At 68.7% G+C, this 14,436-nt stretch carries 11 protein-coding genes; 4 read left to right on the forward strand and 7 right to left on the reverse strand.

The features are described from left to right. The 4 genes from ACZ7M3_RS07160 to ACZ7M3_RS07175 form a co-directional block, all read right to left on the reverse strand. The coding region (locus tag ACZ7M3_RS07160) for a collagen-like domain-containing protein (protein WP_472061426.1) at window positions 1-969 on the reverse strand (969 nt) is incomplete at its 3' end. Between the two features lie 266 nt (window positions 970-1,235). Continuing rightward, on the reverse strand, window positions 1,236-1,841 hold the full coding sequence (locus tag ACZ7M3_RS07165; protein ID WP_472061428.1) for a dTDP-4-dehydrorhamnose 3,5-epimerase family protein: 606 nt from the start codon (window positions 1,839-1,841) through the stop codon (window positions 1,236-1,238). Window positions 1,842-1,939: 98 nt separating this feature from the next. Then, a complete protein-coding gene (rfbA, locus tag ACZ7M3_RS07170) occupies window positions 1,940-2,893 on the reverse strand; it encodes a glucose-1-phosphate thymidylyltransferase RfbA (protein ID WP_472061430.1) in 954 nt (317 codons plus the stop codon). Between the two features lie 268 nt (window positions 2,894-3,161). Then, a complete protein-coding gene (locus ACZ7M3_RS07175; RefSeq protein WP_472061432.1) occupies window positions 3,162-5,000 on the reverse strand; it encodes a phosphoenolpyruvate carboxykinase (GTP) in 1,839 nt (612 codons plus the stop codon). A gap of 334 nt (window positions 5,001-5,334) precedes the next feature. On the opposite strand from ACZ7M3_RS07175, the gene trhA reads away from it, so the two are divergent. From trhA to ACZ7M3_RS07195, 4 genes are all read left to right on the forward strand, one after another. Beyond that, window positions 5,335-6,048, forward strand: coding sequence for a PAQR family membrane homeostasis protein TrhA (gene trhA, locus ACZ7M3_RS07180; protein ID WP_054234786.1), 714 nt, complete (start codon window positions 5,335-5,337; stop codon window positions 6,046-6,048). A 114-nt stretch (window positions 6,049-6,162) separates the two neighbouring features. After that, window positions 6,163-7,731, forward strand: a complete 1,569-nt coding sequence (locus ACZ7M3_RS07185) for an MFS transporter (protein WP_472061434.1) — start codon at window positions 6,163-6,165, stop codon at window positions 7,729-7,731. Further along, window positions 7,728-8,369 carry a TetR/AcrR family transcriptional regulator gene (locus ACZ7M3_RS07190; RefSeq protein WP_351310273.1) on the forward strand — a complete coding sequence of 214 codons (642 nt, stop codon included), beginning with the start codon at window positions 7,728-7,730 and terminating at the stop codon, window positions 8,367-8,369. The genes ACZ7M3_RS07185 and ACZ7M3_RS07190 overlap by 4 nt, the downstream gene beginning before the upstream one ends. Before the next feature lie 33 nt (window positions 8,370-8,402). After that, window positions 8,403-9,146: a Mut7-C RNAse domain-containing protein gene (locus ACZ7M3_RS07195; RefSeq protein WP_095852842.1), complete on the forward strand. Its 744-nt coding sequence runs from the start codon at window positions 8,403-8,405 to the stop codon at window positions 9,144-9,146. On the opposite strand, the gene ACZ7M3_RS07200 is transcribed toward ACZ7M3_RS07195, so the two are convergent. The 3 genes from ACZ7M3_RS07200 to ACZ7M3_RS07210 form a co-directional block, all read right to left on the reverse strand. Further along, complete coding sequence (locus ACZ7M3_RS07200; RefSeq protein WP_472062167.1) at window positions 9,133-11,397, reverse strand: galactose oxidase-like domain-containing protein; 2,265 nt, start codon at window positions 11,395-11,397, stop codon at window positions 9,133-9,135. The two genes, ACZ7M3_RS07195 and ACZ7M3_RS07200, sit on opposite strands and share 14 nt — an antisense overlap. 143 nt (window positions 11,398-11,540) lie before the next feature. Then, complete coding sequence (locus ACZ7M3_RS07205; protein WP_351310269.1) at window positions 11,541-12,746, reverse strand: glycosyltransferase family 2 protein; 1,206 nt, start codon at window positions 12,744-12,746, stop codon at window positions 11,541-11,543. Further along, complete coding sequence (locus tag ACZ7M3_RS07210) at window positions 12,743-14,413, reverse strand: ArnT family glycosyltransferase (protein WP_472061436.1); 1,671 nt, start codon at window positions 14,411-14,413, stop codon at window positions 12,743-12,745. The genes ACZ7M3_RS07205 and ACZ7M3_RS07210 overlap by 4 nt, the downstream gene beginning before the upstream one ends. Window positions 14,414-14,436: the final 23 nt, after the last annotated feature.

Below are 14,436 nucleotides of genomic sequence, written 5' to 3' on the forward strand. Positions count from 1 at the left end.
GCCCTGCGGGCCGGTGGCACCGGTGGCACCCTGGTCACCCTGCGGACCCGTGGCACCGGTCAGGCCGGTCGAACCCGTGGCACCCTGCGGACCCAAAGGACCGGTGGCACCCGTGGAACCCGTGGCCCCGGTGTCGCCCTGGTTGCCCTGCGGACCCGTGGCACCGGTGGTCCCGGTGGCACCCTGGTCACCCTGCGGACCCGTGGCACCGGTCAGGCCGGTCGAACCCGTGGCACCCTGCGGACCCACAGGACCGGTGGCACCCGGGCCACCGTCGTCACCCTGGAAGCCCTGCGAACCCTGGACACCCGGACCACCCTGCGTGCCCGGGTCACCCTGGAAGCCCTGCGAACCCTGTGTACCGGGGTCACCCTGCGAACCCTGCACACCCGGGCCACCCTGCGTGCCAGGGTCACCCTGCGAACCCTGCACACCCGGAACGCCCTGGAGTCCCTGGAGTCCCTGGAGTCCCTGCACACCCTGGAAGCCCTGCGGCCCCTGCGGACCCGGGCCACCCGGCCCACCGGGGCCACCCTGGAAGCCCTGGAAGCCCTGGAAGCCCTGGGCACCTTGCGCACCGCTGCCCACGCCACCAATACCCTGCGGGCCCTGCACACCGGGGTCGCCCTTGTCCCCCTTATTCCCCTTGTCGCCCTTGTCGCCCTTGTCGCCCTTCGGCCCCTGAACGCCAGGGACACCCTGCGGGCCTCGGGAGCCCGTGTGGCCCTGCGGTCCCCGGGGGCCGGTGTGGCCACGCGGTCCCTGCGGTCCATGGTCACCGCCGAGCCGGTCTGCCTTGTCCCCCTCCGCCAGACCCTTGACGCTGTCCTTGCCCTTGCCACGGTCGGCACTCGTGGCGCCGTTCGGGCTGGGCAGCGCCACACTGCTGTTCGCGCCGGACCGGTGGATCGCGTCGGCGACAGCCACCGCGCTCGGAGCGATGTTGAGCACGACGGCAAGCGCGCCCACCGAAACCATGGTCGCGGATTTCACGCGTGAAACGCGCGAACTTCGCATTGTTCTACGGCTCACTGAGAACCTTCCTCGCGAAACTTGGGGAAGTGACCACACAAGGAGCACACGCACTGAATGCGCTCACCCCACCGTGGCAACCGACAGAGACATTGTTCACTTCCGACGATGGAATGACTGCGAATCAGCCCCTGGCATAGTCCAAAATCACCCGGGTGGCCGCAATGAGCCGAAATAGCGCAGCGCGAGCAAGAAATTCCGGATCAATGGAACTCGGCGACCGCGAGACTTCTGCGATACGCGCTGCAGGCGTCGAGGGAAGGCAGCAGGCCCGCCCGTCGGGCCTCCTCCAGCGTGGGCGCCGCCGCGTCCTTGTCGGAAAGGCACGGTACGAGATCCTCGGGCCAGGCGATGGCCAGCGACGGGTCGAGTGGATTGATCCCGAACTCCCGCTGCGGCGCGTAGCCCTCTGAACACAGATAGACAACCGTGGAGTTGTCCTCCATCGCCATGAAGGCGTGGCCCAGCCCTTCCGAGAGATAGACGCAGCGGTGTGTCGTGTCGTCCAACTGAACCGCCTCCCATTTCCCGAAAGTTGGGGAACCGGTGCGGATGTCGACCACCACATCGAGTACGGCGCCGCTGACGCACATCACGTACTTGGCCTGTCCAGGCGGAACCGACGCGTAGTGGATTCCGCGGAGAGTGCCACGAACGGAGCGAGAGCAGTTGGCCTGTGCGATGCGGAACCCCTGGCCGAGAGAATCGTGGAACCTTTCGCCCTTGAACCACTCATGAAATCGTCCCCTGCTGTCCGCGAAAACCGTGGGTGTGTCCACCCAGGCCCCTTCAATTCCCAGTGGTCGCACGTGACTGATTCCTTCCACCACGCAGCTGTTCTTGTCGAACTTGACGTCCGTGTCTTCGGGACATCTGCCGCGCGACTTTAGTCAGGAGAAGGACACCGTCACGCGAAAGCTCCGGGACCGGTGCGCAGCAGTTCCTCGCGACGTGATCCGGCGTCCCCGCTGTCCCGTGGGGACCCTACGAGGCACGGGGAATCCTCCAACAGGCCCAGCAGATAATGGCCGTATCCGCTCTTGAGCAGCGGCTGGGCCAGTTCCCGGAGCCGGCCGTCGTCGATCAGACCGGCCCGCCAGACCGCCTCCTCGATACAGCCGATCTTGAAGCCTTGGCGCTCCTCGATCACCCGCACGAATTCCGATGCCTGAACCATGGAGGCGAAGGTCCCGGTGTCCAGCCAAGCGGTGCCACGGTCGAGCCGGGTGACGTACAGTTCCCCGGCCTCCAGATAGACGCGGTTGAGGTCGGTGATCTCCAACTCGCCCCTGGCGCTGGGCCGAAGGCCGTGCGCGATCGCCACAACCCGGTTGTCGTAGAAATACAGTCCGGGCACGGCGTACCGCGACTTCGGCCGGGCCGGTTTCTCCTCGATGGACAGCACCCGGCCCCCCTCGTCGAACTCCACGACGCCGTAGGCCGAGGGGTTGGCCACCTGATAGGCGAACACCCTGCCGCCCTTCAGGCCGTCATGGCGGGCCAGCCGCGTGCCCAGGCCGCTGCCGTGGAAGATGTTGTCACCCAGAATCAGCGCGACCGGCTCGTCGCCGATGAAGTCGGCACCCAGGACGAGAGCATGGGCGATGCCCTCCGGACGTTCCTGCGCCAGGTATTCCAGCCGCAGGCCCAGTTGACCGCCGTCGCCGAGCAACCGGCGGAACTGGTCCTGGTCCTCCGGGGTGGTGATGATCAGAATCTCCCGGACTCCGGCCATCAGCAGTGTGGAAAGCGGGTAGTAGACCATCGGCTTGTCGAAAACCGGCAGCAGTTGTTTCGACACCGAACGGGTCAACGGCCACAGCCTTGAGCCGGTACCCCCGGCCAGCAGAATTCCGCGCACGCGATCACTCTAGGTGAATTGCCCACAGACACACCTTTTTGCGCGATGTGCGGCGTGTATCGCCCTACGCCGGCGCGCAACATACATACGCGTACACCTCGGCGGTCAGCGGCCGTCCGCGGGTCAACTCGCGTGCCGGGCATTCCAACAGGGGCCCGCTCTGTACGTTCTCGTACAGAGCGGGCCCCTGGTCTTTCATGATGCCGTCACCGCGGCCGGCCGTGACGATCGCTGGTCAGGGCAAGCCGGACCGGCCGCGGAGTTCTTCCTAGCCCAGGCGCCGCACCAGCGCGCGGTACTCGTCCCACAGTTCCTTCGGGGTGTGCTCGCCGAAGGTGTTGAGGTGCTCGGGCACGAGCGCCGCCTCCTCGCGCCACACGTCCTTGTCGACCGTGAGCAGGAAGTCGAGGTCGGCCTCGGAGAGGTCGAGTCCCTTGGTGTCCAGGGCGCCCTTGGCCGGCAGGATGCCGATGGGGGTCTCGACGCCCTCGGCGCGGCCGTCGAGGCGGTCCACGATCCACTTCAGGACACGGCTGTTCTCACCGAAGCCCGGCCACACGAACTTGCCCGCGTCGTTCTTGCGGAACCAGTTCACGTAGTAGATCTTCGGAAGCTTCGCCTGGTCCTTGTCCTTGGCGACATCGACCCAGTGCCCCATGTAGTCGCCCATGTTGTAGCCGCAGAACGGCAGCATGGCGAAGGGGTCGCGACGCAGCTCGCCGACCTTGCCCTCGGCGGCGGCGGTCTTCTCGGAGGCCACGTTGGCGCCGAGGAAGACGCCGTGGTTCCAGTCGAAGGACTCCGTCACCAGCGGTACGGCGGTGGCGCGGCGTCCGCCGAAGAGGATCGCCGAGATCGGCACGCCCTTGGGGTCCTCCCACTCGGGCGCGATGATCGGGCACTGCGAGGCGGGGACGGTGAAGCGTGCGTTGGGATGGGCGGCGGGCGTACCGGACTCCGGTGTCCAGTCGTTGCCCTTCCAGTCGATCAGGTGGGCCGGAGTCTCCTCCGTCATGCCCTCCCACCAGATGTCGTTGTCGTCGGTGAGCGCGACGTTGGTGAAGACGGAGTTGCCCCACAGCGTCTTCATCGCGTTGGCGTTGGTGTGCTCACCGGTGCCGGGGGCGACGCCGAAGAAACCGGCCTCGGGGTTGATCGCGTAGAGGCGCCCGTCCTCCCCGAAGCGCATCCACGCGATGTCGTCGCCGATCGTCTCGACCGTCCAGCCGGAGACGGTGGGCTCCAGCATGGCGAGGTTGGTCTTGCCGCAGGCGCTCGGGAAGGCGGCGGCGACGTACTTGGACTCGCCCTGCGGCGGGGTCAGCTTCAGGATGAGCATGTGCTCGGCGAGCCAGCCCTCGTCACGGGCCATGACGGAGGCTATGCGCAGGGCGTAGCACTTCTTGCCGAGCAGCGCGTTGCCGCCGTAGCCCGATCCGTACGACCAGATCTCGCGGGACTCGGGGAAGTGCGAGATGTACTTGGTGGAGTTGCACGGCCACGGCACGTCCGCCTCGCCCTCGGCCAGCGGCGCTCCGAGCGTGTGCACGGCACGCACGAAGAAGCCGTCGGTGCCGAGCTCGTCGAGGACGGGCTGTCCCATGCGGGTCATGGTGCGCATGGACACGGCGACGTAGGCGGAGTCGGTGATCTCGACGCCGATCGCGGAGAGGTCGGAGCCCAGCGGACCCATGCAGAACGGGACGACGTACATCGTCCGGCCCTTCATCGAGCCGCGGAAGATGCCCTTCTCCCCCGCGTCTCCTCCTCCGGTGAAGATGGCCCGCATCTCGGCGGGCGCCTTCCAGTGGTTGGTCGGGCCCGCGTCCTCCTCCTTCTCGGAGCAGATGAACGTCCGGTCCTCGACCCGCGCGACATCGGTCGGGTCGGAAGCGGCGTAGTAGGAATGCGGGCGCTTGATGGGATCGAGCTTCTTGAAGGTGCCCTTGTGAACGAGCTCCTCGCACAGGCGCTCGTACTCGGCCTCGGATCCGTCACACCAGACCACGTTGTCCGGCTGGGTCAGTGCTGCGATCTCGTTGACCCACGAGATCAGTTCCTTGTGCTGGGTGGGGACGGTGGAGGGAGCCGCGATGTCGCGCGCCACGATTGCTCCTAGATGAGGGGTTTTTTGTTGAGGCCCCGTGGGGGCTGCGACCCGGATGCTTCGGGGGCTGGATACCCATGGCGCTCATCCGGTGCCGACCGCACTCATTTGATCATCCGACGGGTTCGCCCATATGTCCAGAGGGCCTCACACGTGAGCGGAGTGACCATCGCCACGTGTATCCGCGATTCTTTGCGTACACGTTGGGTTCAGCTGAAGGTTCTTTTGCGTGGACGCCGCCTTGCGCCACGCTCGTGAGAACATGGCCACTCTTGTGCTGTTCAGTGCGCCGTACTGACACGTAACTTACGGTTCCGTAGGTAGGATTCCGCCTATGACTGCGCCCGTCCCCGACGCGCCCACGGACTCGCCGGCCGCAGGCCGCAGTCCCGCAGCGCTCTCCCCGTCGCATCCGGTCAAGCCCAAGCTCCGCGGCTGGCTGCACCTCGGCATGTTCCCGGCCGTCCTGATCTCCGGTCTGGTGCTCACCGCTCTGGCCAGTTCCACGCGGGCCCGCATCGCCTGCGGGATCTTCGTCCTGACGGCCTGCCTCCTGTTCGGAGTGAGCGCGCTCTACCACCGCGGCAACTGGAGCCCGCGGATGGACGGCGTGCTGCGCAGACTCGACCACGCCAACATCTTCCTGATCATCGCGGGCACCTACACACCGCTGACGATGCTGCTGCTCCCCGGCGCCAAGGGGCAGTGGCTCCTGTGGAGCATCTGGGCCGCCGCGGCGGCGGGGATCATCTTCCGGGTGTTCTGGGTCGGCGCCCCGCGCTGGCTCTACACCCCCTGCTACATAGCGATGGGCTGGGCGGCCGTCTTCTTCCTCCCGGACTTCATGCGCACGGGCGGCATCGCCGTGCTGGTCCTGGTGATCGTCGGCGGACTGCTCTACAGCGCGGGCGGTGTGATCTACGGGATCAAGCGCCCCAACCCCTCACCCCGCTGGTTCGGCTTCCACGAGGTCTTCCACTCCCTCACCCTCGCGGCGTTCGTCGTGCACTACGTGGGCATCTCGCTGGTGGCCTACCAGCACGGGTAACACACCTCCCCCTTCTCCTTCATGGCCACGGCTTCCGAGCCGTGGCCATTTTTCGTGTGCCTGACAGTAGATCCCCATTGACACCCACCACCTTTTGAGAGCTACTCTCATTTCATGGTTACTGTCACTCAAGACGATGGCGTGCGGCGCGACCCGCGCCGCTGGTGGGCCCTCGGGGCCCTGGTCGCGAGCATGCTCACGCTCGGATTCGACACGACGATCCTCAACGTGGCCCTGCCGACGATGGCGGGCGAACTCGGCGCCACCACCGGCCAGCAGCAGTGGATGGCGGACGCGTACGTGATCGTCTTCGCCGCGCTGATGCTCCCGGCGGGACTGCTCGGCGACCGGTTCGGGCGGCGCCGGATGCTTGTCGTGGGGCTCGGGATCTTCCTCGCCGGTTCCGTGATGGGCTCCCTGGCCGGCGACGTGAACTGGGTCATCGCGGCCCGCACGGTGATGGGCCTCGGCGCCGCGCTGGTCATGCCGCTCGCCCTGTCCGTGCTGCCCTCGCTCTTCGGACCCGACGAGCGCACCAAGGCCGTCGGCATCATCTCCGCCGCTTCGTCCCTCGGTCTGCCGCTCGGCCCGATCATCGGCGGCTGGCTGCTCAACCACTTCTGGTGGGGCTCGGTCTTCCTGGTCAACGTCCCGATGGCCGCGCTCGGCATCGCCGCCTGCATCTTCCTGCTGCCCGAGACGCGCGACCCCGCCTCCCCCAAGGTCGACGCCCTCTCCACCGCGCTCACCGCGGCAGGCCTCGGCGCTCTCATCTACGCGATCATCGAGGCGCCCGGCCGTGGCTGGGGCGACCCGCTGATCGTGGCCATGCTCACCGGGGCCGCCGTTCTGATCGCCGCCCTGGTGCTGCGCGAGCGGCGCATGGAACGCCCCATGCTCGACATGTCGCTGCTCACCCACCGCGGGTTCCTGTTCAACACGATCGCGGCGACCCTGGTGATGTTCGTCCTGTCCGGCCTGCTGTTCGTGCTGCCGCCGTATCTCCAGGCGGTGCTCGGCCACGACGCCTTCGGCACCGGCCTGCGGCTGCTTCCCATGATGGGCGGCCTGATCGTCGCGGCCCGGGCCGCACAACCGATCGTCGCCCGGTTCGGTTCCCGCGCGGTGGTCAGCGCGGGACTCGTGGTGCTGGCCTTCGCCGCGCTGCTCGGCAGCCGTACGACGGTCGACTCGGGCTACGGCTTCACCGCGCTGTGGCTGTCCATCACCGGCTTCGGCTTCGGTTTCTCGGTCGTCCCCGCGATGGACGGCGCCCTCGGCGCCCTGCCCCGCGACCGGGCCGGCAGCGGCTCCGGGCTCCTCATGACAACGCGCCAGGTCGGCAGCGCGATCGGCATCGCCCTCCTCGGCAGCCTGCTGGCGAGCACGTTCCGGGACCGCCTCGACGTCGCCGGGCTGCCCGCGAAGGCCGCCGACACCGCCGGGGAGTCCGTGGTCGCGGCGCACATCGTCGCCCAGAAGGCGGGCTCGGCCGATCTCGTGGCCTCCGCGAACAGCGCGTACGTCCATGGCATGGGCCTGGTCCTGCTGGTGTGCGGCATCGCGGCCCTCGTCACCGCCCTGCTGGCCGCGGCGTTCCTGCCGAACACCCCGGTCACGCACGCCACGAAGGAGGACGAGGACCCGGCCATGGCCACCGTTCCGGCGGATGCCGGACAATGAACAGCATGACGGCCGCACCCTCCCCCTTCAGCCCCGCCGACCGCCCTCAACTGGGACTCCGCGAGCGGAAGAAGATCAAGACCCGCGAGGCGATCCGCACCGCGACGTACGCACTCGTCAGGGAACAGGGGTACGACGCGACGACGATCGAGCAGATCGCCGAGCGCGCCGAGGTGTCGCCGTCGACCGTCTTCCGCTACTTCCCCACCAAGGAGGACATCGTCCTCACGGACGAGTTCGACCCGCTCATCATGGAGGAGCTGCGGGCCCGGCCCAAGGACGAGCCGTGGATGGACACCCTCCGGTTCGTGATGCAGAAGGCCATCCGGCTCGGCATCAAGGACGACCCCGAGGTGTCCCGGCTGCGGACCCATCTGATGGTCCAGGTCCCGGCGGTGCGCTCGCGGATGATGGAGAGCATGTCGGTCACCGGCAACATGCTCTGCCAGGCCATCGGCGAGCGCACCGGCAGGGACCCGGACAGCCTGGAGGTGCGGGTCTACGCGATGGCGATCATCGGCGGCCTGATGGAGACGTCCCTGTACTGGGCGGAGAACGACCACCGGGACGACTTCAAGGACCTGGTGGACCGCACGATGGACGTCCTGGAACACGGCCTCTCCACCGAAAAGCCCTGAGGCCAGGGCTCTGGGGCGTGACATCCTGACCGGGTGAACGGACCGGAGATCCATGTCGCCTTCGCCCCCGAACTGGGGATGTTCGTACCGCACGGGCGTCGTTCGGGAGCCACGGCGGTCGCCACCGACGGCTCCTCCACCCTCGGGCATGTCGTCGAGTCGCTCGGCGTCCCGCTGACCGAGGTCGGCGCCCTCGTCGTGGACGGCCGCGAGGTGCCCGTCTCGCACCTCCCCGGGGCCGGCGAGAGCGTCGACGTACAGGCGGTGGAGCGCCCGCAGCGGGTTCCGGGCGCCCCGCTCCGCTTCCTCCTCGACGTCCACCTCGGCACCCTCGCGCGCCGGCTGCGCCTCCTCGGGGTCGACGCGGCGTACGAGTCGACGGACATCGGCGACCCGGCGCTCGCCGCGCGCTCCGCCGCCGAGCGGCGCGTGATGCTCAGCCGCGACCGGGGGCTGCTGCGCCGCCGCGAGCTGTGGGCGGGCGCGTTCATCTACAGCACCCGGCCCGACGACCAACTCCGTGACGTGCTGGGCCGGTTCGCACCCGAGCTGAGGCCCTGGACGCGCTGCACCGCCTGCAACGGCCTGCTCAAGGAGGCCACCAAGGAGCAGGTCGTGGACCAGCTGGAGGGCGGCACCGAGCGGTCCTACGACGTGTTCGCGCAGTGCGAGGAGTGCGGGCGCGCCTACTGGAAGGGCGCGCACCACGACAGCCTGGAGGCCATCGTGGAGCGCGCCCTCACCGAGTTCGGGAGCCAGACACCTAGCGACGCCTGAGATCCTTGGCGCCGCAGGCCAGCCCGTCCCTGTTGGGATCGAGACCCAGCGGGTCGTCCTTGCCGTTGACCTTCAGACGGCCGTAGTCGTTCGTCTTCAGCCACGCGCAGCGCGAGGCCGTCGTCTTCTTGACGCCGTCCGGGAAGACGGTCGGCACACAGACGTTGATCGTCCCGTAGTGCCGGTCGCAGCCGGAGATCGTCGTGCTGACCTTCTGCGAGGTCCGCTTCTTGCCGCCCTTGGTGACCGTGCCCTCAAGGGAGTCGGCGAAGGAGTGGACGTGCGCCGAGGCGGTGTCCGTGGCCAGGGCGGCGGGGCCCTGGAGGTGCACCCACTTGGCGACCGAGGGCACCCCATTGGCGTCGACCGCGAAGAGCATGTACCAACCGGGCGGGGCCATGTTGGGGTTGCTCGTCACGTTCAGGTCGACGTTGTTGCCGTCCACCGACAGGGGCAGGTCCACGAAACGCTGGTTCGGGTCCGAGGAGTGCGTCACCGCGGCCGGGCGGATCAACTCGGCCTTCACGATGGGCCGGTCGACCGTGATGCGCTGCGTGTCCCCGTACACCCACTCGTTGTCGATCACCGAGGTGATCGTCGGACGAGTGCCCTTGAGGAGGTAGGGCGGGGTGTAGATGGACACGTTGTGATTCCAGGTGCCGTTGCCCGGGTTGTCGCCGGTGGCCATCACCCGGCCGTCGGGCAGCAGGAACGCGGAGGAGTGGTAGCCGCGTGCCTCGGGGTCGGCGGCCACCGGGTCGAAGGTGGAGGTCGCCGGGTCGAACATCGAGGCCTCGAACACCGGGTTGGCGCGGTTGTGCAGGCCACCGCCCGTCTCAAGGACCTTGCCGTCCGGCAGGAGCACGGCGGAGACGTACATCTTGCCCTGGTCGCCGGTCTCGGCGGCCTTGCCGTTGCCGAGGTCGACCGTGCCCTGCGGGATCTGCGGGCCGACGGTGTACGCCGGGTTCGCGGCCTTCAGGTCGATGATGTCGGTGAGCCGGTTCGCCTCCGGGTTGGAGTCGATGTTGCCACCGCCGATCGTCAGCACCTTCTGGTCCTGGGCCGGGGGCAGCAGCACGCTCGCGGACTGGTCGCGCTCGTCCTCGTCCTGGAGCCCGGGGATCGCCGTGACGGTGTTCGCGTCGTAGTCGTAGATCGCCGAACCCGTGCCGGGCGTGCCGTTGCCGAAGACATGGCTGCCCGAGTAGAAGAGCCGCCCGTCCTGCATCAGGATCATCGACGGGTACAGACCCCAGTACGACCAGGTCTGGTTGACCTGCCACAGCGGCAGCCACTGCTGCTGCGCCGCCGACCAGCGCTCGGCCGTCACCGACCCGGTGGAGTCCTCGCGCAGTCCGCCGAACGAGATGACGTCACCATTGCCGAGCTCGGTGGCCGACGGGTACCAGTGGCCGTCGTTCAGGTCGTTCGTCTTGCTGTACGTCTCGGTGACCGGGTCGAAGATGTACGAGTCCTTGTACCCCTCGTAGCCGTGCCCGCCCGCGACCGGGAACGCCTTGTTGCCGCTCATCACCAGCACCCGCCCGTCGGCGAGCTGGACGTGACCCGAGCAGAACATGTCCTTCGGCGTGGGGATCACCTTGTACGTGCCCTTCACCGGGTCGTAGACCGCGCTGGTGAACGTGCCCGCGTCGAAGTTCTCCTCGCTGTTGCCGGACCCGGCGATCAGCAGCACCTTGCCGTTGTTGAGGACGACGGAGTGCATGGAGCGCACCGGGTTCTGCGTGGGCAGCACGTCCCAGCGGCCGTCGGCACACTCGTCGGCGGTGGCGGTGCAGGTGGCCGGCGGGATCGGGTCGGCGACCTGTTCCATCGTGTAGTCGTCGGTGGTCGCCGAGCCGGTGCCGTACACCGAGACGCCCCAGGTGATGCGGTCGGTACCGGCCGGGACGGCGGGCGTACGGACGCTCGCCTGCGTCCAGCCCGCCGCCATGTCCAGCGTCTTGAGGTCGGTCCAGTACTGCCAGCCCGCCGTGGTGTCGTGCCGGAAGAGCGTGATCGCGGTGTCCGGCGTCGTCGACTTGTACCAGAGGCCGAGGTCGTACTGCTTGCCCGCGGTGACCACCGGCGCGCAGCTCGCGGACTCCGTGATCAGGGCCTTGCGGTCGCCGTCGACGCGCCGGGTCAGCGTGACCTTCATGGCCTTGGAGCCGGAGTGGGAATCGGCGACGGTGGAGAAGGTGAAGTCGTTGTCGCCCCAGCCGGACTTCTCCCAGCAGGACGGCATGCCGTCCGTGCCGTCGGTCTCGAAACCCGGGTTGGTGACGAGGTTGGCGGCGGAGGCGGGCTGGGGCGAGACGAGCAGCAGCCCGGCGGCCAGGCCCGCCACGGCCAGCAGTGAGGTTCTCCGTCTGGGTCGTGCGAGATGTTTCACGCGGCTCTCCTCTTTGTGTGACTCCCGCCCGCGGCCCCACTGCTGCGGCGCGGCAGATAGACCAGCGCCTCGGTGCCCACGAAGCGCAGGACGAAGGTCATCACCAGGGCCAGCGCGGTGGCGGACAGGGCGCCCATCCCGAAGTGGCCGACGAACAGGGCGATCAGCGGGATGCGCAGCACCAGATCGGCGTTGGCGAGCAGCGCGAACCGGCCCACCCGGTCCCACCAGCTGCGGTGCTTTCGGCGTTCGCGGAACAGCAGATGCTCGATGAGCAGGAAGTTCCAGGCGACGCCGAACTGGTTGGCGAGGATCTCGGCCGGTACGTAGTGCATGCCGGCGGCGGTGAGCGCGTACAGGCCGAGCAGGTTCGGCAGGAAGCCGGTGGCGCCGATCAGGCCGAAGACGACCATCCGGGCGACCGGCGAGGCGGTGCGCAGCCCGACGAGGTGACGCAGGAACCGGAAGCCCTCCTGCGCGGTCGACTTGGACTCGCCTGCGAACCGGTCCTGGAAGACGAAGGGCACCTCGGTGACCTCGCGGGGGCGGCTGCGGACGGCGAGTTCGAGGAGGATCTTGTAGCCGAGCGGCTGCAGGATCTCGGCGGTGACCGCGCTGCGGCGGATCGCGAAGAAGCCGCTCATCGGATCGCTGATACCGCGCAGTCGGCGCGGGAAGAGCGTCTTGGTCAGCCAGGTCGCGCCGCGCGAGACGGCGATGCGGTAACCGCCCGCGAGGCCCTCGCGGCTGCCGCCCTTGATGTACCGGCTGGCGACGACGAGCCCGGCGGCGGACCGCTCCCCCGACGCCACCAACTCCGGTATCAGGGACGGCGGATGCTGGAGATCGCCGTCCATGACGACGATCCAGTCGGAGCTCGCCGCCTTCAGCCCCTCGACGACGGCGCCGCCGAGCCCGCCCACGGCTTCCTCGCGGTGCAGCACGGTCACCGGGAACGGGCAGTCCTGCGCCTCCCGGGAGATCACCTCGGGGGTGTCGTCCGTGGAGTCGTCCACGAAGACGACCTCGCAGGGCAGCCGGGCGGGCACCGACTCGGTGATCCGGCGCAGGAGTTCGCGGATGTTCGCGGACTCGTTGAAGGTCGGTACGACGATGGTGACGGCGCCGGGTTCGGGAACTTCGGAGGCGCGTACGGCGGGATCGCCGAGCTCCTCGGGGACGGTGCTCTCGAAGCTGCTCATCGACTGCCCCCGGACGTCGTCGTGGTCATGGTGTTTCCCGTGCTCTCGTCGATCTGCCGGATCTCGATCCGGTCGGCGCCCTTGCCGAAGGTGGCGACCGGCGTCGAATGTTCGATGGCCGCCTTGACGTTGGGCAGGTCGACCGCGTCACGCCGCACCGTCGGGGAGGCGACGACGTAGTCGATGTCCTTCCAGCCGCGCGGCATCGTCTTGGTCACCGCGGGGTCGAGGTCCGCCTTGTAGAACCAGATGACGCCGAGCCCGGGCCGGTAGCCGTCGTGGACCAGGTCGAGCCAGAGGGCGTCGTCGACCAGGACCCGGGTGTCCGCCGGGTCCTGGACCTCGGTCTTCAGCCAGGTGGCCGCCGCCCGGTAGGGGGCGTTGGCGTCGGCGGTCACGGCGGTGCGGTCGCCGTCGTACCAGTGCGGCAGCACATAGAGCGCGGCGACCGCCACGAGCGCGGCCGCCGTCACCCGCCGTCCCCAGGTGACGTACGGCTTCTCCTCGTCGCTCCGCCACCTGCGCAGCACCAGATGGGCGAGGCTGGCGGCGCCTCCGGCGAGGACCAGCGCGAGGAACGGCAGCGCCTGGATGATGTACATCGCGGGCAGATAGCCGCTCGGGCGCAGCGCCACCAGGGCGAGGATCGCCACCGTGAGGGCGGGTCCGGCGAGGGCGCGGGCGGTGACGGACCAGCGCCAGGTGGCCAGGAGCAGCAGTGCTCCGGCGAGGCCTCCGACGATCAGCACCCGGTCGTAGTAGAGCCAGGAGTGCAGCACGCCGTACGAGCCGGTGCCGGGGTCGAGGATGAAGCCGGAGCCGGGGCGGCTCATCTGGTACGTGATGCCGTCCCAGAGCGAGACATGGCCCGCGCCCGGGAACAACTCGCCCTTGAGCAGGGCGAACAGCGGGTACGCGAGGCCGATCAGGGCGCAGGCGGTGATGGCTCCGGTGAGCGCGAACTTGCGGGTGTCGCGGTGGCCGTGGCGCCACATGGTGACCAGGAGCGCGGGCAGGACGACGAGCATCGTCTCCTTGGTGAGCACGGCGGCCGCGGCCGCGATGCCCGCCCCGAAGTGGTGCCAGAGGTGCCGGCTCGGGGACGCGGCGAGGCAGAACGCGAGCAGCGTCCACATCACCGCGATGTTGTCGAGGAAGATCTCGCGCTGGAGCACCACCGACAGCGGGGAGAGTCCGAAGAGCACCATCGCGAGGCCCGCGGCCCAGCGCGGCAGCGAGAGACGGCGCGCGAGGACGTACAGCAGGACCGCGCTGGCGGCACTGACCACGAGCATCGCGACGCGCATCGAGCCGACCGTCATCAGTGAGGGGCTGATGTGGGCGGGGATCCAGGTCAGGGCGGCTATCTGGATCCAGCCCAGGGGCGGGTGGTCGTACCAGTACGTGTAGTGCGCGAGGCCCTTGCCCTGCTGCACGGCCCACGCCTGGGCGAGATAGGTGCCCTCGTCGTCGCTGAGGGTGGGGTAGTCGGTGATGTTCCAGCCCTGCACGACGATGATCGCCAGCAGCAGGGCGCCGCACAACAGCAGGTCGGCACGCGAGGCGCGCAGCCGCTGGAGCGGCGGGCGGTCGTGGACGATGTCGGGCGCGGCGGGTCGCGTCGCGGGGACCGTGGACGTGGTCACCGCGGGAAGTGTCGAGGTCACGCGGGAAGGTCCTCTCGGGACTT

The organism is Streptomyces sp. NPDC111656, from assembly GCF_055656965.1.

Bases quoted from the DNA above. Each gene is read 5' to 3' on its own strand.
- trhA (WP_054234786.1), top strand. From the start codon at position 5,335: ATGACTGCGCCCGTCCCCGACGCGCCCACGGACTCGCCGGCCGCAGGC.
- ACZ7M3_RS07185 (WP_472061434.1), top strand. From the start codon at position 6,163: ATGGTTACTGTCACTCAAGACGATGGCGTGCGGCGCGACCCGCGCCGC.
- ACZ7M3_RS07190 (WP_351310273.1), top strand. From the start codon at position 7,728: ATGAACAGCATGACGGCCGCACCCTCCCCCTTCAGCCCCGCCGACCGC.
- ACZ7M3_RS07200 (WP_472062167.1), bottom strand. From the start codon at position 11,397: ATGCCGTCCTGCTGGGAGAAGTCCGGCTGGGGCGACAACGACTTCACC.
- ACZ7M3_RS07205 (WP_351310269.1), bottom strand. From the start codon at position 12,746: ATGAGCAGCTTCGAGAGCACCGTCCCCGAGGAGCTCGGCGATCCCGCC.